At 44.3% G+C, this 22,495-nt stretch carries 26 protein-coding genes; 22 read left to right on the forward strand and 4 right to left on the reverse strand.

Translation table 11 applies throughout. The features are described from left to right. Positions 1–2: 2 nt before the first annotated feature. Positions 3–1,328 carry a M20/M25/M40 family metallo-hydrolase gene (locus IDJ77_RS07855; RefSeq protein WP_191188387.1) on the forward strand — a complete coding sequence of 442 codons (1,326 nt, stop codon included), beginning with the start codon at positions 3–5 and terminating at the stop codon, positions 1,326–1,328. A 157-nt stretch (positions 1,329–1,485) separates the two neighbouring features. After that, positions 1,486–2,325, forward strand: a complete 840-nt coding sequence (gene ypfJ / locus IDJ77_RS07860; RefSeq protein ID WP_191188388.1) for a KPN_02809 family neutral zinc metallopeptidase — start codon at positions 1,486–1,488, stop codon at positions 2,323–2,325. A 249-nt stretch (positions 2,326–2,574) separates the two neighbouring features. On the opposite strand, the gene IDJ77_RS07865 is transcribed toward ypfJ, so the two are convergent. From IDJ77_RS07865 to metK, 4 genes are all read right to left on the reverse strand, one after another. Then, positions 2,575–3,309 (reverse strand): lysophospholipid acyltransferase family protein, encoded by a 735-nt coding sequence (locus tag IDJ77_RS07865; RefSeq protein WP_191188389.1) that lies wholly within the window; start codon positions 3,307–3,309, stop codon positions 2,575–2,577. Positions 3,310–3,356: 47 nt separating this feature from the next. Continuing rightward, positions 3,357–3,917 carry an NUDIX domain-containing protein gene (locus IDJ77_RS07870; protein WP_191188390.1) on the reverse strand — a complete coding sequence of 187 codons (561 nt, stop codon included), beginning with the start codon at positions 3,915–3,917 and terminating at the stop codon, positions 3,357–3,359. Between the two features lie 50 nt (positions 3,918–3,967). After that, positions 3,968–4,909 carry an EamA family transporter gene (locus IDJ77_RS07875; protein WP_191188391.1) on the reverse strand — a complete coding sequence of 314 codons (942 nt, stop codon included), beginning with the start codon at positions 4,907–4,909 and terminating at the stop codon, positions 3,968–3,970. A gap of 83 nt (positions 4,910–4,992) precedes the next feature. Next, positions 4,993–6,243, reverse strand: a complete 1,251-nt coding sequence (metK, locus tag IDJ77_RS07880) for a methionine adenosyltransferase (RefSeq protein WP_191188392.1) — start codon at positions 6,241–6,243, stop codon at positions 4,993–4,995. A 210-nt stretch (positions 6,244–6,453) separates the two neighbouring features. Between metK and IDJ77_RS07885 the strand changes: the two genes are divergently transcribed. The 20 genes from IDJ77_RS07885 (at position 6,454) to nuoK (ending at position 22,437) form a co-directional block, all read left to right on the forward strand. Beyond that, positions 6,454–7,344 (forward strand): diacylglycerol/lipid kinase family protein, encoded by an 891-nt coding sequence (locus IDJ77_RS07885; RefSeq protein ID WP_191188393.1) that lies wholly within the window; start codon positions 6,454–6,456, stop codon positions 7,342–7,344. A 6-nt stretch (positions 7,345–7,350) separates the two neighbouring features. Further along, positions 7,351–7,686, forward strand: a complete 336-nt coding sequence (locus IDJ77_RS07890) for a translation initiation factor (RefSeq protein WP_191188394.1) — start codon at positions 7,351–7,353, stop codon at positions 7,684–7,686. Positions 7,687–8,285: 599 nt separating this feature from the next. After that, entirely contained in the window at positions 8,286–9,128 is an 843-nt protein-coding gene (locus IDJ77_RS07895) for a MotA/TolQ/ExbB proton channel family protein (protein WP_191188395.1), read from the forward strand. Between the two features lie 88 nt (positions 9,129–9,216). After that, positions 9,217–9,831, forward strand: a complete 615-nt coding sequence (locus IDJ77_RS07900) for an ExbD/TolR family protein (RefSeq protein ID WP_191188396.1) — start codon at positions 9,217–9,219, stop codon at positions 9,829–9,831. An 8-nt stretch (positions 9,832–9,839) separates the two neighbouring features. Further along, on the forward strand, positions 9,840–10,373 hold the full coding sequence (locus tag IDJ77_RS07905; protein WP_191188397.1) for an ExbD/TolR family protein: 534 nt from the start codon (positions 9,840–9,842) through the stop codon (positions 10,371–10,373). A gap of 23 nt (positions 10,374–10,396) precedes the next feature. Next, complete coding sequence (locus IDJ77_RS07910; protein WP_191188398.1) at positions 10,397–11,224, forward strand: energy transducer TonB; 828 nt, start codon at positions 10,397–10,399, stop codon at positions 11,222–11,224. Between the two features lie 229 nt (positions 11,225–11,453). After that, complete coding sequence (locus IDJ77_RS07915; RefSeq protein ID WP_191188399.1) at positions 11,454–12,374, forward strand: PstS family phosphate ABC transporter substrate-binding protein; 921 nt, start codon at positions 11,454–11,456, stop codon at positions 12,372–12,374. 26 nt (positions 12,375–12,400) lie between these two features. Further along, positions 12,401–14,083 carry a tetratricopeptide repeat protein gene (locus IDJ77_RS07920; RefSeq protein ID WP_191188400.1) on the forward strand — a complete coding sequence of 561 codons (1,683 nt, stop codon included), beginning with the start codon at positions 12,401–12,403 and terminating at the stop codon, positions 14,081–14,083. 77 nt (positions 14,084–14,160) lie between these two features. After that, the gene (locus IDJ77_RS07925) at positions 14,161–14,532 is read left to right on the forward strand and encodes an NADH-quinone oxidoreductase subunit A (RefSeq protein ID WP_191188401.1); all 372 of its coding nucleotides are present in this window, start codon (positions 14,161–14,163) and stop codon (positions 14,530–14,532) included. 117 nt (positions 14,533–14,649) lie between these two features. Continuing rightward, positions 14,650–15,192, forward strand: coding sequence for an NADH-quinone oxidoreductase subunit B (locus IDJ77_RS07930; RefSeq protein ID WP_191188402.1), 543 nt, complete (start codon positions 14,650–14,652; stop codon positions 15,190–15,192). After that, positions 15,192–15,695, forward strand: coding sequence for an NADH-quinone oxidoreductase subunit C (locus tag IDJ77_RS07935; protein WP_191188403.1), 504 nt, complete (start codon positions 15,192–15,194; stop codon positions 15,693–15,695). The genes IDJ77_RS07930 and IDJ77_RS07935 overlap by 1 nt, the downstream gene beginning before the upstream one ends. After that, the gene (locus tag IDJ77_RS07940; protein ID WP_191188404.1) at positions 15,695–16,906 is read left to right on the forward strand and encodes an NADH-quinone oxidoreductase subunit D; all 1,212 of its coding nucleotides are present in this window, start codon (positions 15,695–15,697) and stop codon (positions 16,904–16,906) included. The genes IDJ77_RS07935 and IDJ77_RS07940 overlap by 1 nt, the downstream gene beginning before the upstream one ends. Next, the gene (locus IDJ77_RS07945) at positions 16,899–17,423 is read left to right on the forward strand and encodes an NADH-quinone oxidoreductase subunit NuoE family protein (protein WP_191188405.1); all 525 of its coding nucleotides are present in this window, start codon (positions 16,899–16,901) and stop codon (positions 17,421–17,423) included. The genes IDJ77_RS07940 and IDJ77_RS07945 overlap by 8 nt, the downstream gene beginning before the upstream one ends. Next, on the forward strand, positions 17,423–17,605 hold the full coding sequence (locus tag IDJ77_RS07950) for a hypothetical protein (protein WP_191188406.1): 183 nt from the start codon (positions 17,423–17,425) through the stop codon (positions 17,603–17,605). The genes IDJ77_RS07945 and IDJ77_RS07950 overlap by 1 nt, the downstream gene beginning before the upstream one ends. A gap of 5 nt (positions 17,606–17,610) precedes the next feature. After that, entirely contained in the window at positions 17,611–18,966 is a 1,356-nt protein-coding gene (gene nuoF, locus IDJ77_RS07955; protein ID WP_191188407.1) for an NADH-quinone oxidoreductase subunit NuoF, read from the forward strand. Positions 18,967–18,994: 28 nt separating this feature from the next. Further along, a complete protein-coding gene (locus tag IDJ77_RS07960; protein ID WP_191188408.1) occupies positions 18,995–19,993 on the forward strand; it encodes a 2Fe-2S iron-sulfur cluster-binding protein in 999 nt (332 codons plus the stop codon). After that, positions 19,993–21,024, forward strand: coding sequence for an NADH-quinone oxidoreductase subunit NuoH (nuoH, locus tag IDJ77_RS07965; protein ID WP_191188409.1), 1,032 nt, complete (start codon positions 19,993–19,995; stop codon positions 21,022–21,024). The genes IDJ77_RS07960 and nuoH overlap by 1 nt, the downstream gene beginning before the upstream one ends. Positions 21,025–21,039: 15 nt before the next feature. Beyond that, positions 21,040–21,537 (forward strand): NuoI/complex I 23 kDa subunit family protein, encoded by a 498-nt coding sequence (locus tag IDJ77_RS07970; protein WP_128534166.1) that lies wholly within the window; start codon positions 21,040–21,042, stop codon positions 21,535–21,537. 61 nt (positions 21,538–21,598) lie between these two features. Beyond that, positions 21,599–22,108 (forward strand): NADH-quinone oxidoreductase subunit J family protein, encoded by a 510-nt coding sequence (locus IDJ77_RS07975; RefSeq protein ID WP_191188410.1) that lies wholly within the window; start codon positions 21,599–21,601, stop codon positions 22,106–22,108. Next, on the forward strand, positions 22,108–22,437 hold the full coding sequence (gene nuoK / locus IDJ77_RS07980; RefSeq protein WP_191188411.1) for an NADH-quinone oxidoreductase subunit NuoK: 330 nt from the start codon (positions 22,108–22,110) through the stop codon (positions 22,435–22,437). Before IDJ77_RS07975 ends, nuoK begins: the two co-directional genes overlap by 1 nt. The last annotated feature ends 58 nt before the right edge of the window (positions 22,438–22,495 follow it).

Genomic DNA, 22,495 nt, shown 5'->3' on the forward strand with positions numbered 1-22,495 from the left:
ACATGAAAATTAAACTGTACGCGGCAGTTGCTGCCTTAGCATTAATACCGGCACTTGGTTATAGCCAGCAAACTGGTTATAATAAAAAGGTTGAAGACTTTATTAAAACCGATGATGTGGAACGCATCATTAAAACCCTCAGCGCCGATGACATGCAGGGCCGCGGCACATTTACGCCGGGTATTGATAAAGCCGCAACTTTTATAGAAGGCGAGTTTAAGGCAGCAGGCATTAAACCGCTTGCAGGCGCGACAGGCTTTCGTCAAAACTTTAGCATGCTGCGCACCACGCCGGTTAGTTCAAAGCTTACCATCAATGGCGCGGATGTGCCTGCCGATAAGTTTGCCATCAGCGGATCAGGCTCTTTCAACTGGAGCAGCCTTGATGGCGTAGAGGTTGTAAAGATTGCGGCCGGTAAAAACTTTGGTGCCGAATACCAGGCTTTGCTAAAGAGCGGAAAAAACACTGTTGCATTGCTGGATACCAGCTACGCAGCTATGTTTAAACGGGTTGCTGCCCGCGCAAAACGCGGGGGAACATCCTTTAAAGGCGCCGGTGACACAGAAAAACCTGTTGTATTTGTAATAGCGGGTATTGATGATGTAAAATCTTTATCGGTTACTTACGAGGCAAAAACCGAAGAAAAACCGTTGTTTAACGTTGCAGGGATGATCCCGGGTAAATCAAAGCCAAACGAGTACGTGGTATTCTCCGGTCATTACGATCACCTGGGGATTATTAAACCGATGGATGGCGATAGCATTGCCAACGGCGCGGATGACGATGCATCTGGTACCACCGCGGTTATCGAACTGGCCAAGTATTACAAAAAACTGAATAACAACGAGCGAACGCTCATTTTTGTGGCCTTTACCGCGGAAGAAATTGGTGGTTTTGGTTCACAATATTTCTCTAAACAAATGAACCCCGACCAGGTTGTGGCTATGTTTAACATTGAGATGATAGGCAAGGCTTCCAAATTTGGCGAGAATTCGGCATTTATTACCGGCTACGAGCGTTCTGATTTTGGGAAGATCCTCCAGAGCAATTTGGAAGGCACCGCCTTTAAATTCTACCCGGACCCATACCCTGCGCAAAATCTGTTCTACCGCAGCGATAACGCAACGTTAGCAGCTTTGGGCGTACCAGCCCACACCATCTCTACCGACCAGATTGATACCGATAAGCTCTATCACTCGGTTAAAGATGAATTCAGCAGCATGGATGTAAGCAATATCGTAGCAACCATCAGGGCAATCGCCTTAAGCTCACGCTCGATAGTTGCCGGCAAGGATGCACCCGCGAGGATCCCGAAGCTGGAGCGATAATTTTGTTTGAAAGTTGAAAGGTTTTAAGGTTGTAATGTTGCTTAGCAAATACAGCTTTAAAACCTTTTAACATAAAATCATATCAGCTTTAACCTTCTAATAAAACAAAACATTTAATATCCTCCCGGCGTTACTCCTAAAATAAATTCGAAAAATTATGCAATGGTTTGGCAGGCGCGAAAGCGATAATTTTGAAAAAGGCAGCAGTGGCGGCCGTGGTATGGCTGTAGGCGGTGGCGTATTAGGTTTAATTGCTGCTGCTATCTACTTTTTTACAGGAGTAGACCCTTCACAGATCCTTAACCAGGGCCAGAATGCACAACAATCCAATACCGAATCAACTGCGCCCGATAGTAAACAGGAAAAATTTGCACGTGTGGTACTGGCAGATACCGAAGATGTGTGGACAAAGCTTTTTAATGATATGGGTAAAACGTATCAGCCAACGGTAATGCATTCTTTTACCGAGGGCGTAAATACTGCCTGCGGACAAGCATCCTCACAAAGCGGACCGTTCTACTGCCCTGGGGACCAAAAGGTATATCTCGATGTTTCTTTTTTTGATGAGCTGTCCAATAAATTCGGCGCCTCCGGAGATTTTGCACAAGCCTACGTAATTGCCCACGAAGTTGGCCACCACGTACAGGATCTGCTCGGCCTTAGCGCTAAAATGGAGCAGGCGCGCCAGCAATTAAGCGAAGAAGAGTATAATAAATTATCGGTAAAGCTGGAATTACAGGCAGATTTTTATGCCGGTATTTGGGCACATTACGAAAAGAATATGAAGAATGTGCTTGACCCCGGGGATATAGAAGAAGCCCTTAACGCCGCAAACCAGATAGGTGACGACCGCCTGCAGCAGAAATACCAGGGGCAGGTTACGCCCGATTCCTTTACCCACGGCAGCAGTGCCCAGCGTATGTTTTGGTTTAAAAAAGGCTTTGAAACGGGCGATGTAAGCCAGGGGAATACCTTTACGGCGAGTGATTTGAATTAAAGCTTTGGGCTCTATTGTTTATTGAAGTGTCCCACTCATTAAAAAATCGCTGCGACGGCAAGTTTCGGATAAAAATCTATAGACCAGTAGGTTATGTCGTTTATGTCAAGAGCAGGGATGTCCCAAAGTGTCCCGCCAAATAATATAAAACACTGGTAATCAATATTTAATATGTTTCGCTGTCCCGCACATGCAAAGTGGGACACTTGCATGCAACAGAGGCGGGTTTGCAAAAAATGCCAAACTGTTTTATCCCTCCACTACTACCCTTATCCTATCCTCAATTTCTTTCACCAGTTCATCAACAGGTGCTTTGCCTGGTTCGATGGGTTCGAGCACTGTCCAACTCATTGGAGTGAAGGTATTAAGCGGATAAAGCCCGTAGCGGCGCATCTTCCATGAATCTATTATAGCTACCGGTACTAATAACGCATCGGGGCATTTCTTTAACAACGCGGCCACGCCTGCAGCCTGGAAGGTTTTTACTTTGCCATCCTTAGAGCGTGTTCCTTCGGGGAATATCATAGCCGACCATTTATTCTCCTTCATCCTGATGCCAAACTTTACCAGTTCGGTGATTGCCTGGCGTGGGTCGTTACGGTCGATATTAGCACCACCGCCTACCTTTAGGTTGTAGGATATAGATGGCACGCCCTTGGTAAGTTCTACCTTAGATACAAACTTTGCATGGTATTTCCGCAAAAAGTAGATCATCGGCGGGATGTCGAAATCGCTTTGGTGGTTGGCAATAAAAATAATAGAGCGGCCAAGTGGCAGGTTTTGTTTGTTGGTAAATTTAACCGGGTTGAACAAAATGTAGTAGGTGCCAACCAAAAAGAAGTTGAGAATATCCACCGACCGCTTATGCGCCTTATAACCGCCCCAGTTATAACACATCCACTGTATGGGCTGAAATATGATCAGCATCCCCATAAATGCAATACTGGCAAGAGGCGACAGGAAATAGCCTAAAAACTTTTTCATCAAGGCCGCAAAGTTATATTTTTTTGAGAAAATGCTAAATGTTTGGCTTATAATCTGTTCTCTAACTGCATCAGTTTTATCTTAAGCACCGCAGCCACCGTTACCGAATCGGTTATCTCGCCGCTATTCACCATCTGGTAAACCTGTTCAAAAGGCACTTTATTTACTAATAGGTCCTCGGTATCTTCGGGTTCTGCTTCGTGCTGCTCCAAACCGCGGGCAAGGTAAATAATGCTCAGTTCATCACTTACCGAGTTGGAGAGGTGCATCTGTAGTATCTCGGTCCATTCGTTTGCTTTCAGTCCGGTTTCTTCCAAAAGCTCCCGTTTGGCAGATTCCAGCGGGTCGCTGCCTTCGGGCCCACCGCCTTCGGGGATCTCCCAGCAATATTGGTTCAGCACAAAACGATACTGGCCCACCAAATAAGTATTCATATCAGCATCCAGAGGGATAACACCTATGGCTACATTTTTAAAATGGATTTTCCCATAAATGCCAGGGTTGCCCGATGGATTGATCACCTGGTACTCGGTAACGTTTATCCAGGGATTATCGTAAATATTTTGCTCGGATGTTATTTGCCAGGGGTTTTCTGTTGGGTGCTCCATTGCCATAAAGGTAATAGTATGCCCTTACTTATTACCCGGCTATTTAAAATTTATGCGGCTTCTGTAATTTCCGGCTTTCCCTTTTTTAAGTAGCCCGGCACGTTCACTAACAGTATCCCTGCTAAGATCACAATGAGACTTAAAAGCTGAGCTGTATTCACGTTTTCGTGTATAAACAGCCAGCCCAAGAACACGGCTACCACCGGATTTACGTAGGTGTGCGTACTGATTATGGCCGGCGGCTTAATACTCAACAGCCACACAAATGATTGGTAGGCAACCAGCGAGCCCATCACAATTAAGAACGCCAACCCCGCCCAGGCTTCAAACGCGATGTTGTTGAAAGAGAAGCCAACCTGTTCGCTTTTGCAAAAGGCCACAATAGTGGCCGATACTCCGGCGGCCAATAATTGTACGCTTGAATTCATCGCTGTGGAGCTTTTGCCGGTATTACCTTTAACAATGAGCGATCCGATGATCCAAAGCAGGGCTCCAAACAATACGGCAATACTGGCAATGAGCGCCATTGGCGATTGGTGAGCTGGGGCAACCCCCAACTTCAAAAACAGGAAAATTCCGATAAAGCCGATGATCAGCCCGCTTACGATAAATTTATTGGAGAAATATTCCTTCCAGCGCTGGCGGTCTATTATTAAAAGCATCAACGGTTCGGTAGCAACCAATATAGCAGCCTGGCCCGAGCTGATATATTGTTCTGCCCAGGCAATTACGCCGGTGCCGCCAACTAGCATTAGTGTTCCGCTAAGCGCATGCCGCCAAAGTAGTTTTCGCTCGGGCAATTCTTCGCCTTTTATTTTGCACCATGCCAACATCAGCAAACCGGCAACCAGGTAACGAAGCCCCACCAATATAAAAGGAGGAAAGCTCTTTAGACCAAAGATCACAGCCAGGTAGGTAGAACCCCATACCACATAAATATTGAAGAAGGCGAAGGCCACCAATAATGGCGAAACCGTTTTCTGTGCTTTCATTTAAATGACAAGTGAAATATGATGATACAAAAAAAGCGGCCGAAGTATCAGCCGCTTTTCATTGATTAAATTTATTAGGGGAATTATAATCCGAATTCAGCTTTTACTTTATCTACATAGTCTAACTTTTCCCAAGTGAAAAGCTCCACTTCGCGCTCCAGCTTGCTGCCATCGTGCGCGTTGAAGGTTTTGGTGACTGTAATGCTTGGCTTACCAAAGTGGCCATAAGCAGCGGTTTCGCTATAAATAGGGTTACGCAGCTTAAAACGGGTTTCGATAGCGTAAGGCGTCATGTTAAATATCGATTCTACCTTCTTGGCTATCTCGCCATCATTTAAACCAACTTTGGCGGTACCGTAAGTGTTTACGTAAATACCCATTGGCTGGGCAACACCAATAGCGTAAGATACCTGCACCAATACTTCAGTACAAACACCGGCAGCCACCAGGTTTTTTGCAATATGGCGGGTAGCGTAAGCAGCAGAACGGTCAACCTTTGAAGGGTCTTTACCGCTGAATGCACCACCACCATGCGCGCCTTTACCACCGTAGGTATCTACAATGATCTTGCGGCCGGTTAAGCCGGTATCGCCATGCGGGCCACCAATAACAAATTTACCGGTTGGGTTTATGTGGTACTTAATATCGTTGTTAAAAAAGTGCGCGTATTTAGGGTATTTAGCTTTTACACGCGGGATAAGAATGCTGATGATATCATCGTTGATCTTTTTAAGCATTGCCGCTTCTTCGTCAAAATCATCATGCTGGGTAGATATCACAATGGCATCAATACGTTGCGGGGTGTTATCGTCGGCATACTCTAAAGTAACCTGCGATTTCGCATCCGGGCGCAGGTATTTGATCTCGCTGTTTTCGCGGCGGATAGCTGCAAGCTCTATTAGTAAGGCGTGTGCTATGTCCAAAGCAAGCGGCATATAGTTATCGGTTTCGGCAGTAGCGTAACCAAACATCATACCCTGGTCGCCCGCGCCTTGTTCTTCAGGTGCTTTACGCTCAACACCCTGGTTAATATCAGGAGATTGCTCATGAATAGCCGAAAGTACACCGCAAGAACTGCCATCAAACATATATTCGCCTTTGGTGTAACCAATTTTGTTGATCACTTCGCGGGCAATTTTTTGTACATCAAGATAAGCTTTTGATTTAACCTCGCCGGCTAATATTACCTGCCCGGTTGTTACCAGGGTTTCGCAGGCAACTTTCGACTCGGGGTCGAAAGCCAGGAAATTATCAATTAAAGCGTCGGATATCTGATCGGCAACTTTGTCCGGGTGCCCTTCCGATACGGATTCTGATGTAAATAAGTATGGCATGTTTTTTTTAAAATAAACGTTAAAACCTAAAGTATGGATTTATTTGAAACTTGTAAAAGAGAAGCAGGAATTAGCACTTTTTTACGTGGTTGCAATAAGTACCGGGCAGGCCGGTACGATCAAATCAGTCCACTTACGTGGGGCAAAAATAAAACAATTTTTCACAAAGCCGAAAATACATTTACTTTTGCCGCTTGTAAACCTATATAGTTGAAAAGGAAAGCTTTATTTATAATAAACCCGGTATCGGGAGGGAAGAGGAAAGATGGTGTGCCGGAGCTTATAAAGAAGTACCTCGATCATTCTTTATTTGACTACAAAACCGTTTTTAGCACGGGCGTTAAGCACGCGCGCGATGTTGCCCGCGAGCAGGCCAAGTTTTACGATATTATTGTAGCCGTGGGCGGCGATGGTACGGTTAACGAGGTAGCTTCGGCAATTGCCGGGACGGATACTATATTAGGTGTAATACCTTACGGATCGGGCAATGGCCTATCCCGTTTTTTAAGTGTACCGATGAATGCCGAAGGTGCTATTAAAAGTATCAATGCCGGGCGGGTTATTACAATAGATGCCGGGAAAATGAACGGCAAATGGTTTTTTAATATGGCGGGCATGGGCTTTGATGCCCACATTAGCCACGTATTTGCTAATGGCAGCGTAAAGCGCGGCTTTATTAGTTACCTAAAGTCGTCGTTACAGGAAATTTCTAATTATAGGTCTCAAACCTACCAGCTGGATATAGATGGTGTGAAGTACGAGCGCGAAGCATTTATGCTGAGCATGGCCAATTCATCGCAGTATGGCAATAACGCGCATGTATCACCAACCGCCTCGGTGCAGGATGGGCTGCTGGATGTTTGCGTGATAAAGCCGTTCCCTTTATACCGTTTCCCGGAGATGGGGCTGCGTATGTTCACCAAAACGGCCGATAGCTCTAAGTTTGTGGAGATCATAAAAGGCAAGCACATTACTATTACACGCAGCCAGCCGGGCCCTATTCATTTAGATGGCGAACCCCGGGATGCCGACCTGGAGTTAACCGTGGATGTGATACCCGGTGCATTAAAAATCATTGTTGGCGATAGCTATAAAGACTAATTACTTATGGCAAAGAAAAACTTTACCGGTATCATGTACTCAACCGATCCGGATTTTAAATACCAGGAAGAAGGGAACGCCGATTTGGAAACCCTGCCTGCTCAACAGCAAAACCTGAAAATATACCTCGACAGGATAAAAGGGAATAAGTTGGTTACCCGCATATCCGGGTTTATTGGTACCGGTGCCGACCTGGAAGCTATCGGTAAAAAATTAAAAACCAAATGTGGTGTAGGCGGCTCTGTTAAAGATGGCGAAGTATTGATACAGGGTGATTTTAGGGATAAGGTGCTCACCCTGTTACAAACCGATGGGTATAAAGCCAAAAAAGCCGGCGGATAGAGCCTTCCGCTTTGTGTCTCATCTATATTTTATGTGTAGGCACACGGCCTTAGGGGCGCGACACCATGCTTCCCCTTATTATAGGCCTTGTTTCAACTTGTACCAACTTGTACATCCCGCAGTTTTGTCAGCTTACCGGCAATCCGCTTAATTTGTTTTAGCGATGGATTTTAATGAATGTCATTTTGCAGCAAACAACTTGCCTGTTGTTGCTGTTGACTCATAGCCTTACAGCTATCACACACTAATTCAATGTGTTAATTTTACACATTTAGCGGACAGCGCATAGCAGTAATTGTACTTTAGACACTACTATATCAGTTTAGTTACACACTTTTTGTAGGCTAACACTTGCTATTATTAAAAAAAATGGGTTTTATTGTAAAATATTATTTGGCAAAAACACAATTTTTGGGCTTAATAGCGTTATGTATTACCATTTTACAAAACCGCTAAGCGGGCTATATTAAATTATTATAAAGAATTACATAAAAAGTTTTTTTAATTCATTTAAATTCTATTTTTGTTATTCGCTTAATACGCACACATTTTTTATTAACTTATATTATAAACAAAACGAAAACTAAAAATTAAAAGTAATGGCAAACGCACCAACAAAACCAACTACCCCTGTTAAGAATGAAAGCTCAAGTGCATCGGGCGCATTTGCAACTTTGACCATCCCGATTTGTATAGCGGTCGCTGTGTTAATATACATGTTCATATTAGGAGATGGCAGCCACTACAAAGGCGGCGATCCTGAAAATGATGTTAACCCTGGCGATTACTTCGGTATCATCCACAAAGGTGGTGTTATCGTACCTATCATCATGTCGTACTTATTAATGGTTATTGTATTCTCTATCGAGAGGGCAATCGTTATTGGTAAAGCTTCTGGTACAGGTAACGTAGATGTTTTCGTTAAAAAGATCCAATCTTTCCTTAACGCCGGTAACATCGATGCTGCAAGTGCAGAGTGCGACAAACAAAAAGGTTCGGTAGCAAACGTTATCAAATCTGGTTTGAAAAAATACAAAGAAATGGAAGCAGAGCCAAATCTTGACGTAGATCAAAAAACTTTAGCTATCCAAAAAGACATCGAAGAAGCAACAGCTTTAGAAATGCCAATGTTAGAGCAAAACCTTACCATCATCGCTACCCTGGTATCAATCGGTACATTAACCGGTCTGTTAGGTACGGTAATCGGTATGATCAAGGCCTTCGGTGCGTTAGCAGCTTCTGGTGCTCCAAACCAATCGGCATTATCAAACAGTATCTCTGAGGCACTTATCAATACTGCATTAGGTATCGGTACTTCAGCTATATCAATTGTTATGTACAACTTGTTTACATCTAAAATAGATAAGCTTACTTACGCTATCGATGAAACCGGTTTCAGCATTGTTCAAACATTCGCTGCATCACACAAAAATAGCAGGTAGTAAAATATAAGTGATGGTTTCCTCGTTATAACAAAATATAATTTGGAATTTATTTGAAATTGTAACACTTAATATTTAACTTTACACCATGCCAAGAGTAAAAGTCCAAAGAAAAAGCACTTCGATAGATATGACCGCCATGTGCGACGTAGCTTTCCTGCTGCTTACCTTCTTTATATTAACAGCTAAGCCAAGAACAGAGGACCCCGTTCCTGTTGATATCCCGGCAGCAACTACAGAGATCCCTATCCCTGATGATAACATGTTAATGTTAACTGTGGGCCAGGGTAAAGTTTTCTTCTCTGTGGATGGTAATGATGTACGCAAACAAACGCTCATACAAATGGGCGATAAGTACGGAATTAAATTCAGTGCCGAGCAGCAGGAGAAGTTTTCGGGTTTGCCGGTATTCGGCGTGCCTTTAAAGCAATTGGGCGGTTTTCTTGATCTGGATGCAGAGGGAAGAAAAGCTTTCCAGCAATCCGGTATACCAACCGATACAACAGCCAACAACGAGTTGTCTGACTGGATCCGTGAATCGCGCCGGGTAGTGGTGAGCTTGCACAACCGTGCTTTGCGTATTTCTATCAAAGGAGATAACAAAGAGGAATATCCAACTATCAAGAAACTGATAGGCGTTCTTCAAAAACAGAAAATTAACAAGTTCTCGCTCATCACTACGGTGAAAGCTGAGGCTAAATAAGTAAAAAAATGGCAGAATTAGATACCTCCGGCGGGGGTAAACATAAAGGCGGGAAAGTACGAAGTAAAAAGGCCTCTACACGCGTGGATCTAACCGCGATGGTGGATCTGGCCTTCTTGCTCATCACCTTCTTTATGCTTACCACCACGCTGTCAAAACCTAAGGCAATGGATTTAACCATGCCTGATAAGGACGAGCAAACAAAAGACCAGATGCCTATGGCGGCCTCCCGTTCCATGACACTTTTATTAGGTGCTAATAACAAAGTGGAATGGTTTATTGGCGAGCCGGGCAAATCGCAGCCAACAACAGAAGGCTTCGGTAAAAATGGCTTGCGTAAGACCCTTATTGAAAAAGGCAGGGAAATTCAACAAAGTACAGGTAAATTCATGTTTGTGTTGATCAAACCAAGCGATAAATCAAACTATAAAAACGTAGTTGATACGATTGATGAGATGAACATAACCGGCGTACAATCCTATGCAATTGTTGATATTACGCCGCCTGAGCTTGAATTGCTGAAAAGGGATGGCAATTATTAAATGTAAATTAACGTTATAAGATAATGTTCGGATCAAAATTAGACATACTAAACCAGCAGTGGATAGACGTTGTTTTTACAGGCCGTAACAAAGCTTATGGAGCATACGAATTACGTAAGGAGAACCCTCGTCATACCAACAAGGCCCTTATTATTGGCGTAGCTGTATTTGTTTTGGCTATATCCTTTAAAACAATCCTCAACAAGCTTGAGGGCTTTATTCCAAAAGCTGACGAAAAGGTGAAGATCACAGAAGTGGTGCTTCCACCTCCGCCGGTTGATGAAACCAAAAAACCACCACCTCCGCCACCGGAGCCGCCAAAACCGAAGATCGACCAGGTGCGGTTCCCGCCTCCGGTAGTAAAACCGGATAACGAGGTGCGTGAAAAAGAACCGCCAACCATGAAGGAATTGGAAGTTGCCGATCCTGGTCAGAAAGATCAGAAAGGTGACCCTAATGCCGATATCAGGATTGATGAGCCCGTAGGTAACTCGGATGTAAAGCAAGTGGTTGAGGAAAACCCTAACCAGATCTTTACAGCAGTAGAGCAACAGCCAAGCTTTGGTAACGATGAAAATGCGTTTAACAAATATCTTTCAAAAGCTATTCGTTACCCTGCAGTTGCAAGAGAGAACAACGTACAAGGCCGTGTAATTTTAACCTTTGTTGTTGAACGTGACGGATCGTTAACTGATATTAAAGTGTTAAGAGGTATAGGTAGCGGTTGCGATGAAGAAGCAATACGTGCGCTAAAATCCTCTCCAAAATGGAAACCGGGTATTCAAAACGGCCGCCCTGTACGTGTACAGTTCAGCGTACCGGTAGCGTTTGCCCTGGCTTCAGAAGAATAAGGTTTAATGTTATTAAATGATAATGGAAAGCAAAAATCGCCCAAAAGGCGGTTTTTGCTTATTTTAGGAGTTGCTGCATTCGCAGGATTTTGTGTGCTGGGTTTAATGATAATTTTTTGGGATAAATTTCCCCTGCAGTTACCGGCAACCCAACGCAAGATATTTGGAGCGGTAATTTTAATTTACGCAGTATTGCGCTTTTCGCGCTATTTAAGAAAAAGCCCCGAGGATGAAGAATAGAGGTTTATTATTGATCCTGAGCTTTGGGCTTTTGTTGTTGTTTTCGGCCTGCGAGGAAAATAAAAAGGATAAAAAAGTAGTTATTAAAGACGGCTTTACTTCGGGCACCGCAGTTTTTGCTGCCGACGAATCGTTTTCGCCTATAGTTGGTGAAGAGGAATACGTTTTTAGGGCCCTTTACCCCGATGCGAAACCGGTGATCAAATATATCCCCGAAAGCGAGGTGGTTAACCAACTGCTTAACGATAAGGTGCGGGTTGCTATTATATCCCGGGAGCTTGATACAACGGAGACGGGAATTTTAAGAAGGCGCGCATTGGCACCGGATGTAAATAAATTTGCTGTAGACGCGGTTACTATTATTGTAAATCAGCAGTCGGCCGATACATTAACATCGGTAAAAGAAATTATTGGCATGCTTAACGGCACGGCCAAAACTGATAAAAGCATTGTTTTTGATAACCCCAACTCAAGTTTGGTAAGGTATTTGAAGCAGCTATCAGGAAACAAGGATTTTACGCAGAAGAATATCTACGCGTTAAAGTCAAATAAGGAAGTTATAAAGTATGTAAGCGAACATCCTAATGCAATTGGCATAACAGGATTTGCATGGCTTAATGACCCGGATAAAGATTACGCGGATGCGGTTGCGAAAGTAAAGATAGTGGGCGTTAAGGACGATACCAACAAGAAGGCGCCCGGCGCGTACTTTAAACCTTCGCAGACCACACTCGTCCAACATACGTATCCGCTTAGCAGATCGCTGTATATAGTTGATTGCACCGGCAGAAAAGGATTAGGAGCCGGGTTTGCGTCATTTTTAAAAAGCGAGCGCGGACAAAGAATAATACTAAAATCGGGCCTGCTGCCCGATTCTATCCCGACGAGGGAAATAAACATTACACACTAAGAACTATATTTAATTACGAAACTAAGATGAAAATGATCAGTAAAATAAGTAAACTAATATTAGCACTGATGCTGGTGGGCTCATCGGTTTTTGCGCAAAGTTTGGAAGATGCAAGGAAGGCGATAGATGCGGAACAGTACCAGAAAGCTAAATCGATGCTTAAGAATTTGACCGTTACACAGGCTACTAAAGATGAGAATTTCTTTTACCTGGGTTGGGTTTATATTCTGCAGGACTATACAGATTCTGCAAAAACCGTATTCAATAAAGGTATTGCGGTAAACCCAAAATCGGCTTTAAACTACGCTGGATTGGGTGTTGCTGCATTTGCTGATAAAGATAGAGCAACCGCTACAACAAACTTTAACCAGGCAGTTGCATTGGCTGGTAAAAACAGCAAGCCTTACGCTTACGTGGGCCGTGGCTATTTAGCTGCACCGGTAAACGACAGGGTAGCCCCTGCTGATGCAGAAGCAGCAATTGCTATTTTAAATAAAGCAAAAGCGCTGAACCCTAAAGATGTTGATGTATTGTTGGCTTTGGGTGATGCTTACCGCACACAATCTAAAAACACCGAGGCGTTGAGTAACTACCAGGCTGCATTGTCTATAGATCCAAAGCTGGCCGGCGCTAAAGTTGCAACCGGCGTTATCTGGAAGTTTGCCAATAACTTTGATATGTCTGAAGCAGAGTTTAAGGCTGCTTTAGCTATCGACCCTAACTACGGCCCTGCTTACCGCGAATGGGCTGAAACAGATGTACGCTGGGCTTTATCCGACCCTAAAATGGCATCGGTTAAAGTTAAAGAAGCTACTGAACAGTATCGTAAATATTTAGCGCTGACAGATATGTCGGAGGAATCACAATTACGTTATGCCGACTTCCTGGTGTACAGCGGTGATTGGAAAACTTTGCAAACTGTTGCAACTGAGTTGGCGAAAACCTCAAAAAACTTAAAGGTTCAGCGTTATTTGATGTATTCATCAACAGAAAATAAAGATTATCCTGCTGCAATAGCAGCTGGTAATATCTGGATAACCAAAGCTGACCCTAAACGTATCATAGCACGTGATTACCTTTACCTTGGTCGTGCGCAGATCGCTTCTGCACAAGATTCATTAGGTATCGGTTCATTGCAAAAAGCGTATGCTTTGGATACCACCCAGGCAGATGTTTACTCAGAAATCGGCAAATCGTTATTTGCTCAAAAGAAATACGAAAAGGCAGGCGATGCTTACCGTACATACTTAAGCAAATCTCGTAAAGGTACCCTTAACGATTACCTGCGCGAAGGTATGAGCTACTACTTTGCATTTGATGCTACTAAGCCAGATACTACCTTATTAACAAAGGCAGATTCAGCTTTCAGCTACATATCGCAAAAAGCTACCAGCCCGGTTGCCCCGGTAATTTTATACCGTGCCTATGTTGCCGATTCTAAAGACGCAGACAGGAACAATATTAAAGGCCTGGCTAAGCCATACTACGAGCAGTATATACAGGTAGTAAGCGCTAAAGCTACTCGTACAGAAGCTGAAAACAAAAGTTTGGCAGCGGCTTACGCTTACTTAGGTACTTACTACGAGTACAAAGAGAAAGATGATGCTAAGGCGGCTGAGAACTTTACCAAGGCGAGGGAAGCAGATCCTACCAACAAGCAGGCAACCGCATATTTTGCCCGTAAAGGCGGTGCATCCAAAGGCAAGTAATCCTTTTCCCCAATTAAAATACAAGCCCCTTGCAAAAAGGGGCTTTTTTATTATCTGCTCATTTGTATATTTGCAGCATGGAATTAAAAAGTTTACCGGTTGATTTTCTTCCAATCATATTCCAGATGCTGGTGGCGCTTGGTTTTGTGGTTACTACCATGTTTGTTACCCACAAAATTGGGCCAAAACGCGTAACTAAAGATAAGCTTACCCCGTTTGAATCGGGTATAGAAGTTATTGGTAACGCGCGTACGCCAATGTCGATCAAATACTTCCTGGTGGCCATTCTATTTGTGCTGTTTGATGTGGAAGTGATTTTTATGTACCCCTGGGCGGTTAACTTCCGTGAGTTGGGTAAAGATGGGCTGATAGAGATGTTCATCTTCATGGCCACGTTATTGGCGGGCTTTATCTACATCATAAAAAAAGGTGCGTTGAACTGGGATTAGTTTAGACTGATTCTAAATATATTGCCTCTTCTTTCTTAGTGTACTCGTTACAGCGTATTTTACTTAAATTTGCAAAATCAGCTTAGCTGATGGGTTTATTTTATTTGATAAAAATTCATGAGTGATATTCAAATAGTTGAGGCTCCAGCCGGTGTAGAGGGATCTGGCTTTTTTGCCACCTCGCTTGATAAAGCAATAGGCATGGCGCGTGCAAATTCGTTATGGCCTTTGCCATTTGCCACATCATGCTGCGGTATCGAGTTTATGGCTACCATGGCATCTACATACGATCTGAGCAGGTTTGGTGCCGAGCGTTTAAGCTTTTCGCCGCGCCAAGCCGATCTGTTGATGGTGATGGGCACTATATCTAAAAAAATGGGCCCGGTATTGCGCCAGGTGTACCTGCAAATGGCCGAACCCCGTTGGGTAATGGCTGTTGGCGCATGTGCATCAAGCGGTGGTATATTTGATACTTACTCTGTTTTACAGGGTATTGATGAAGTTATCCCCGTGGACGTTTACGTACCCGGATGCCCGCCACGCCCCGAAGCTATCATCGATGGTTTTATGGCTATCCAAAAATTGGTTAGGACAGAAACCCTGCGCCGCCGCGAAGAACCGAAATACCAGGAATTGTTAGCTAAATACGGAATACAATAATGGGTAAGATAGCTAACGAAGTGCTGATACAAAAACTGGGGGATAAATTTCCGGGCCAGGTGACAGAATTGAACCAGGATTACGGTTTGCTTTCGGTAGAAACCGGCAGGGAGCAAATAAGCGATGTGCTCGCTTATTTAAAGAACGATCCTGAACTGAAGTTTATATTTCTTACCGATATTACCGCTATACATTACCCCGAACTGGAGAAGCAAATAGGCGTAATTTACCATCTGCACAGCTTAACAACAAATACACGTATCCGCGTAAAGGTTTTCCTCACAGCTGATGATGTGCATATCCCTACCGCTACCACGCTTTGGGATGGCGCCAACTGGATGGAAAGAGAAACATATGATTTTTATGGGGTTGTATTTGAAGGCCACCCCGACTTAAGGAGGATACTGAATGTTGATGACATGACTGTATTCCCGATGAGGAAGGAATTTCCGCTGGAAGACCCTAACCGTATTGATAAAAAAGATTACTTTTTCGGAAGATAATGCATAACCATCCCGTATATACCGATAACGATCCGCAAACGGAGTATTCCACGCTAAACCTTGGGCCAACACACCCTGCCACTCACGGCGTTTTCCAAAACGTACTGCAGATGGATGGCGAGCGTATTGTTAGCGGCGTATCAACCATAGGTTACATCCACCGCGCATTCGAAAAAATTGCCGAACACAGGCCGTTTTACCAGATAACACCCCTTACCGACAGGTTGAACTACTGCTCGTCGCCCATAAACAACATGGGATGGCACATGACAGCCGAAAAGCTGTTGGGCATTACCACGCCAAAACGTGTGGACTATATGCGCGTTATTATCATGGAACTGGCCCGCATTACCGATCATATTGTATGTAACTCCATCTTAGGTGTAGATACCGGTGCGTTAACCGGCTTTACCTATATGATGCAATACCGCGAGTCGGTGTATGAGATTTACGAAGAGATTTGCGGTTCGCGCTTAACCACCAACATTGGCCGTATAGGCGGGTTCGAACGTAATTTTAATAAGATCGCTTTCGATAAGATCCGCAACTTCCTAAAGATATACCGTGTAGGATTAAAAGAGTTTGAAAGCCTTTTTAACCGTAACCGCATATTTGTAGATCGTACCCGTGGCGTTGCCGAGGTTACTGCCGAAACCGCTTTAAGCTACAGCTGGACAGGCCCGATATTGCGCGCTACTGGCGTTGATTACGACGTTAGGGCCATGGAGCCATACTCATCATACGAGGACTTTGATTTTGAGGTCCCGGTCGGCGACAATGGCGATGTTTACGCACGCTTTTTAGTACGCAACGAAGAAATGTGGCAGAGCATGCGCATTATAGAGCAGGCGCTTGCCAAATTAGAAAAAGAACCATCAGATATATTCCACGCGGATGTGCCGGCGTTTTACCTGCCTCCGAAGGAAGAAGTTTATAATAACATGGAAGCTTTGATCTATCACTTTAAAATTGTGATGGGCGAAGTAGAAACCCCAACTGCCGAAGTTTACCACGCGGTTGAAGGTGCAAACGGCGAGCTTGGTTTTTATTTGGTTAACGACGGTGGCCGCTCGCCATATCGTTTGCATTTCCGCAGGCCAAGCTTTATCAATTACCAGATGTACGCGCCAATGAGCCAGGGCATGTTGCTATCTGATGCGATTATTAACATGAGTAGTTTAAACGTAATAGCAGGAGAGTTAGATGCTTAGCGTACAGGATACCAATACCCCGGTAACATTCTCGCCGGAACTGATCAGCAAGTTTGCTGATGTGGTTAGCCGTTACCCGGTGGGTAAACAAAAATCGGCCTTATTGCCTATACTGCATTTAGTGCAGGCAGAATATGGCTGGGTAAGCGCGCCCGCAATGGATAGCGTCGCCGAATACCTCTCTATCCAATCGATAGAGGTTTATGAGGTGGCATCGTTTTACACCATGTACTTTTTAAAGCCGCAAGGCAAGTATATGCTGGAAGTTTGCCGCACCGGCCCTTGCGAAATTGTAGGCGCCACGCCGATAATGGAGCATATTGAGAAAACACTTGGCGTAAAAGAAGGCGACGTTACCGAGGATGGCTTATTTAGCTGGAGAGGCGTTGAATGCCTGGCAGCCTGCGGCTTTGGCCCGGTTTTGCAGATAGGCCCTGAGTATACTTTTTACGAGAACTTAACTACCGGTTCCGTTGATAAACTGATTGGTGATTTAAAAGCGAAAGCAAATAATTAATGAGCGAAAGAAGCCGGTTGGTTGGCTGGGACGCAGCGCTAATAGCAGGCATAGTAATGTTTCTGTTTTTGCAAGTGCCGGGTAACTACAACCTCATCATTGGGTTGATAACCGTAATGATACTTTCTAATTGTGTAAGAAATCATATAACCGCTTATAAACTAAACGGTAAAATATATTAATAGTAATGGCTCGTAAACTTTTACTTGAACATATTAACGTACCCGGCATCAATACTTTTGATGTATACCGCTCAAAAGGGGGGTACGCAGCCGTGGAAAAAGCCCTGAAAACCCTTACACCCGAAGAGGTGGTAGAAGAGGTAAAAAAATCGGGCTTACGCGGCCGTGGCGGTGCAGGTTTCCCTACCGGGATGAAGTGGAGCTTTTTGGCCAAGCCGGAAGGTGTAGAACGCTACCTGGTTTGCAATGCCGATGAATCTGAACCCGGTACTTTTAAAGACCGCTTTTTGATGACCTATATCCCTCACTTATTAATTGAGGGGATGATCGTAGCCAGCTTTGCGCTGGGTGCAAAAACATCATATATATACGTGCGCGGCGAAATGATGCCGCAGATCCGCATCCTGGAGAAAGCAATTGCCGAAGCAAAAGCAAAAGGTTTTTTAGGTAAAAATATTTTAGGTACCGATTACAGCCTGGAGCTTTACGTACAACCCGGCGGTGGTGCTTACATCTGCGGCGAAGAAACCGCGTTGTTAGAATCGCTGGAAGGTAAACGCGGTAACCCAAGGATAAAGCCACCATTCCCGGCTATTGCCGGTTTGTATGGCTGCCCTACCGTAGTAAACAATGTGGAGTCTATAGCTGCTGTTGTGCCTATCATCAATGATGGTGGCGAAGAGTATGCTAAAATAGGCATTGGCCGCAGTACCGGTACTAAACTGATCTCGGCAGGAGGTAACCTTAAAAACCCGGGCGTTTACGAAATTGACCTTGGCTTACCGGCCGAAGAATTCTTATACAGCGATGAATATTGTGGCGGTATCGCCAACGGTAAACGCTTAAAGGCGGTTGTTGCCGGTGGTTCATCGGTTCCAATCCTTCCTGCTAATTTATTTTTGAAGACGGTTAATAACGAGGCCCGTTTAATGAGCTACGAATCGTTAGCTGACGGCGGCTTTGTAAGCGGTACCATGATGGGTTCGGGCGGTTTCATCGCTTATGATGAAGACCAGTGCATTGTGCGCAATACCTGGAATTTCGCAAGGTTCTATCATCACGAAAGCTGCGGCCAATGTTCGCCATGCCGCGAAGGTACCGGCTGGATGGAGAAAGTTTTACACCGCCTGGAATACGGACACGGTAAAATGAGCGATATGGACCTGCTGGTTGATGTATCAAAGAAAATTGAAGGAAATACCATTTGTCCGTTAGGTGATGCAGCGGCCTGGCCGGTTGCCAGTGCAATACGCCACTTTAGGGATGAATTTGAATGGCACGTAACAAACGCCTACGAAGCAACAACACGCAATTATGGAATAGCGCATTATGCTGATCCGTTGAATGCGGTAGTTGCATAGATAAAATACTAACGACTAACAAAAGTCAATGAAAGTTACAATTGATAGTATAACCATTGAAGTAGAACCAGGAACTACCATCCTGAATGCCGCAAGGATGATAGGTGGTGATATAGTTCCGCCTGCTATGTGCTATTACTCCAAGCTGGAAGGCAGTGGCGGTAAATGCCGTACCTGCCTGGTACAGGTAAGCAAGGGCTCTGAAAAAGACCCGCGCCCGATGCCAAAGCTGGTAGCAAGCTGCCGTACCACCGTTATGGATGGTATGGAGGTGAAAAATATCTCTTCTCCGGAAGTTATTGAAGCGCGTAAAGGCGTAGTGGAAATGCTTTTGATAAACCACCCGCTGGATTGCCCGGTTTGCGACCAGGCCGGCGAATGCCACCTGCAGGACCTGGGTTACGAGCATGGCGCTGCCAAAACCCGCTACGAATTCGACCGCCGTACATTTGAAAGAATAGATATAGGCGATAAGATCCAACTGCACATGACGCGTTGTATCCTTTGCTACCGTTGTGTATTTGTTGCCGACCAGATAACCGATCACCGTATCCATGGTATCCTTAACCGTGGCGATCATTCAGAAATTTCTACTTACATCACCAAAGCGGTTGATAACGACTTTAGCGGTAACGTTATTGACGTTTGCCCGGTAGGCGCATTAACCGATAAAACCTTCCGTTTTAAAAACCGCGTATGGTTCACCAAGCCGGTAGAAGCGCATCGCGAATGCGAAAACCCAAAATGCTGCGGTAAGGTAACCCTTTGGTACAAAGGCGAAGATGTTTTACGCGTTACCGCACGTAAAGACGAGTACGGCGAAGCAGAGGAATTTATCTGTAATACCTGCCGCTTTGATAAAAAGAAAACCGCCGACTGGGTAATTGAAGGTCCCCGTAAGGTGTCGAATAAATCGGTTATCAGCTCTAACCACTACGATACGCTTAAACCACTGCCGGTTGTAAAAACCAACCCAGTACTGCAGCAAGCCAATAAAGAACAATTTGAAAGGGAGACACGCCTGTAATGGAATTAGCAGAAATAGGTATAAAATTCGCTCTTGTAGCTATCATCTTCGGCATTAGCCTGGTAGTGGCTATGTATTCTACTTATGCCGAGCGTAAAATAGCGGCATTTTTTCAGGACAGGGTTGGCCCTAACCGCGCAGGCCCTTTTGGTATACTGCAACCTCTGGCCGATGGTGCCAAGATGTTTTTGAAAGAAGAGATCATCCCAACCAATGCCACACCCTTTTTATTTATAGTTGGCCCATCATTGGCTATTTTGACAGCTTGTATAGCCTCTGCGGTTATTCCATGGGGACAAAATGTAGTTATTGCAGGCAGAACCATACCGCTGCAGGTTACCGATATTAACGTAGGTATCCTTTACATCTTCGGCGTAGTATCCTTAGGTGTGTATGGTGTAATGATAGGTGGCTGGGCATCAAACAATAAATATTCGCTGTTGGGCGCTATCCGCGCGGCATCGCAGAACATCAGCTACGAAATTTCGATGGGGCTTTCTATCATCGCCTTATTGCTGGTGACAGGCACACTAAGCCTTGGCGAAATTGCACAGCAACAACATGGCTGGCACTGGAATGTGATCTACCAGCCGGTAGGTTTTCTATTGTTCCTGATCTGTTCCTTTGCCGAAACAAACCGTACACCATTCGATTTGCCTGAGTGCGAAACCGAACTGGTTGGCGGTTACCATACTGAATACTCTTCGATGAAATTGGGTTTTTACCTGTTTGCGGAGTACATCAACATGTTCATCTCATCGGCAGTAATGGTAACCTTATACTGGGGCAGTTACAACTATCCTGGTATGGATTATATGAACGAGTTATTGGGAGCAACCTGGGGGCCTTTATTTGGTTTCGCAGTGATGTTCACTAAGGTGTTGCTGTTCATCTTCTTCTTTATGTGGGTACGCTGGACTATCCCGCGTTTCCGTTACGATCAGTTGATGGATCTGGGCTGGAAGGTGCTGATACCTTTGGCTATCGCCAATATTGTGGTTACGGGTATTTGGATAACTTTTTTTAGTTAGAGAGGTAGAGTTAAAATGGAATCATTAAGCAATAAAAAGAAAGTTTTAGAAGTAAAGCCGCTCAATTTTTGGGAACGGGCTTACCTGCCTGCTATTGCAAAAGGGTTGAGCATTACCATGGGCCACTTCTTTAAAAAACCGGTTACCATACAGTACCCCGAGCAAAAGCGCGAGTTTTCTGAAAATTACCGTGGCCTGCACTCGCTTAAACGCGATGAAAATGGCAAGGAACGCTGTACCGCCTGCGGGCTTTGCGCTTTATCGTGCCCTGCGGAGGCTATTACCATGACAGCTGCTGAGCGCCAGAAAGGCGAAGAGCATTTGTACCGCGAAGAAAAATATGCTGCCGTTTACGAGATAAATATGCTGCGTTGCATTTTCTGCGGCCTTTGCGAAGAAGCTTGCCCTAAAGAAGCTATATACCTGGATGGCGATATCGTACAATCAGATTACCTGCGTAAGGATTTTATTTACGGTAAAGATAAATTAGTAGAAGCACCTTTAAATCAATAACAGAAGTTTTATACCTTTGCCCCACTATTACAAGGGCAAAAGTATTTTGTAAAATATAAACATGAGTACCTTTTACTTCATCGCGTTTTTATCTATATTTTTCTCTATACTGGTTATCTCTGCAAAGAACCCGGTGCATAGTATCCTGTACCTTATCCTTACGTTTTTTACTTTCACCATCCACTATATATTAATGAATGCCCAGTTTTTGGCTATTGTAAACTTTATTGTTTACATGGGCGCTATACTGGTATTGTTCCTATATACGCTGATGCTGATCAACCTGAACAAAGAGAGCGAGCCCGTTAAGCCATTTATGGTGAAGCTTGCCGCTGTATTTGGCGCGGGCATTTTAATGGTGGCACTGGTATCGTCATTAAAATCATTAGGAGCGTCGGCACCTGTAGTATTAACAAACCCTAACCTGGGCCTGGTGAAAAACCTGGGTAAAGTTTTATTTAACGAATTTTTACTGCCGTTTGAAGTGTCCTCGGTATTGCTGTTATCGGCAATGGTGGGCGCCGTTTTACTGGCAACAAAAGATTCTAAAGAACCAAAAGCAACCATCTGATGAACAGTGTAGCCAATACCATTCAAGCGGTGCCGCTTAACCATTACATCCTATTAAGCGCTATCATATTCTCCATAGGAGTTATGGGTGTGCTTTTACGCCGTAATGCTATTGTGATATTTATGTCGGTTGAGCTGATGCTTAATTCGGTTAACCTGTTGCTTACCGCGTTCTCGGTTTACCGTGGCGATGCAGCCGGGCAGGTTTTTGTATTTTTTATTATGGCGCTTGCCGCTGCCGAAGTTGCAGTTGGACTGGCAATTATAGTAATGATATACCGCAACACCAATTCGATAGATATTAACGTATTAAACAGGTTGAAATGGTAAACCCATTTCGGATTTCGAATTTTCGATTTCGGATTTAAATAATATAACACGCACAACG

Origin of the sequence: Mucilaginibacter pankratovii (genome assembly GCF_014773265.1) — a bacterium.
Taxonomy (GTDB): domain Bacteria; phylum Bacteroidota; class Bacteroidia; order Sphingobacteriales; family Sphingobacteriaceae; genus Mucilaginibacter; species Mucilaginibacter pankratovii.

Coding starts and splice junctions, on each gene's coding strand:
- IDJ77_RS07855 (WP_191188387.1), top strand. CDS start 3: ATGAAAATTAAACTGTACGCGGCAGTTGCTGCCTTAGCATTAATACCG.
- IDJ77_RS07935 (WP_191188403.1), top strand. CDS start 15,192: ATGGGTAAGATAGCTAACGAAGTGCTGATACAAAAACTGGGGGATAAA.
- IDJ77_RS07895 (WP_191188395.1), top strand. CDS start 8,286: ATGGCAAACGCACCAACAAAACCAACTACCCCTGTTAAGAATGAAAGC.
- IDJ77_RS07915 (WP_191188399.1), top strand. CDS start 11,454: ATGAAGAATAGAGGTTTATTATTGATCCTGAGCTTTGGGCTTTTGTTG.
- IDJ77_RS07940 (WP_191188404.1), top strand. CDS start 15,695: ATGCATAACCATCCCGTATATACCGATAACGATCCGCAAACGGAGTAT.
- IDJ77_RS07945 (WP_191188405.1), top strand. CDS start 16,899: ATGCTTAGCGTACAGGATACCAATACCCCGGTAACATTCTCGCCGGAA.
- IDJ77_RS07900 (WP_191188396.1), top strand. CDS start 9,217: ATGCCAAGAGTAAAAGTCCAAAGAAAAAGCACTTCGATAGATATGACC.
- IDJ77_RS07970 (WP_128534166.1), top strand. CDS start 21,040: ATGGAATCATTAAGCAATAAAAAGAAAGTTTTAGAAGTAAAGCCGCTC.
- IDJ77_RS07925 (WP_191188401.1), top strand. CDS start 14,161: ATGGAATTAAAAAGTTTACCGGTTGATTTTCTTCCAATCATATTCCAG.
- nuoF (WP_191188407.1), top strand. CDS start 17,611: ATGGCTCGTAAACTTTTACTTGAACATATTAACGTACCCGGCATCAAT.
- IDJ77_RS07950 (WP_191188406.1), top strand. CDS start 17,423: ATGAGCGAAAGAAGCCGGTTGGTTGGCTGGGACGCAGCGCTAATAGCA.
- IDJ77_RS07920 (WP_191188400.1), top strand. CDS start 12,401: ATGAAAATGATCAGTAAAATAAGTAAACTAATATTAGCACTGATGCTG.
- nuoK (WP_191188411.1), top strand. CDS start 22,108: ATGAACAGTGTAGCCAATACCATTCAAGCGGTGCCGCTTAACCATTAC.
- metK (WP_191188392.1), bottom strand. CDS start 6,243: ATGCCATACTTATTTACATCAGAATCCGTATCGGAAGGGCACCCGGAC.
- IDJ77_RS07865 (WP_191188389.1), bottom strand. CDS start 3,309: ATGAAAAAGTTTTTAGGCTATTTCCTGTCGCCTCTTGCCAGTATTGCA.
- IDJ77_RS07890 (WP_191188394.1), top strand. CDS start 7,351: ATGGCAAAGAAAAACTTTACCGGTATCATGTACTCAACCGATCCGGAT.
- IDJ77_RS07910 (WP_191188398.1), top strand. CDS start 10,397: ATGTTCGGATCAAAATTAGACATACTAAACCAGCAGTGGATAGACGTT.
- IDJ77_RS07905 (WP_191188397.1), top strand. CDS start 9,840: ATGGCAGAATTAGATACCTCCGGCGGGGGTAAACATAAAGGCGGGAAA.
- IDJ77_RS07870 (WP_191188390.1), bottom strand. CDS start 3,917: ATGGAGCACCCAACAGAAAACCCCTGGCAAATAACATCCGAGCAAAAT.
- IDJ77_RS07930 (WP_191188402.1), top strand. CDS start 14,650: ATGAGTGATATTCAAATAGTTGAGGCTCCAGCCGGTGTAGAGGGATCT.
- ypfJ (WP_191188388.1), top strand. CDS start 1,486: ATGCAATGGTTTGGCAGGCGCGAAAGCGATAATTTTGAAAAAGGCAGC.
- nuoH (WP_191188409.1), top strand. CDS start 19,993: ATGGAATTAGCAGAAATAGGTATAAAATTCGCTCTTGTAGCTATCATC.
- IDJ77_RS07875 (WP_191188391.1), bottom strand. CDS start 4,909: ATGAAAGCACAGAAAACGGTTTCGCCATTATTGGTGGCCTTCGCCTTC.
- IDJ77_RS07960 (WP_191188408.1), top strand. CDS start 18,995: ATGAAAGTTACAATTGATAGTATAACCATTGAAGTAGAACCAGGAACT.
- IDJ77_RS07975 (WP_191188410.1), top strand. CDS start 21,599: ATGAGTACCTTTTACTTCATCGCGTTTTTATCTATATTTTTCTCTATA.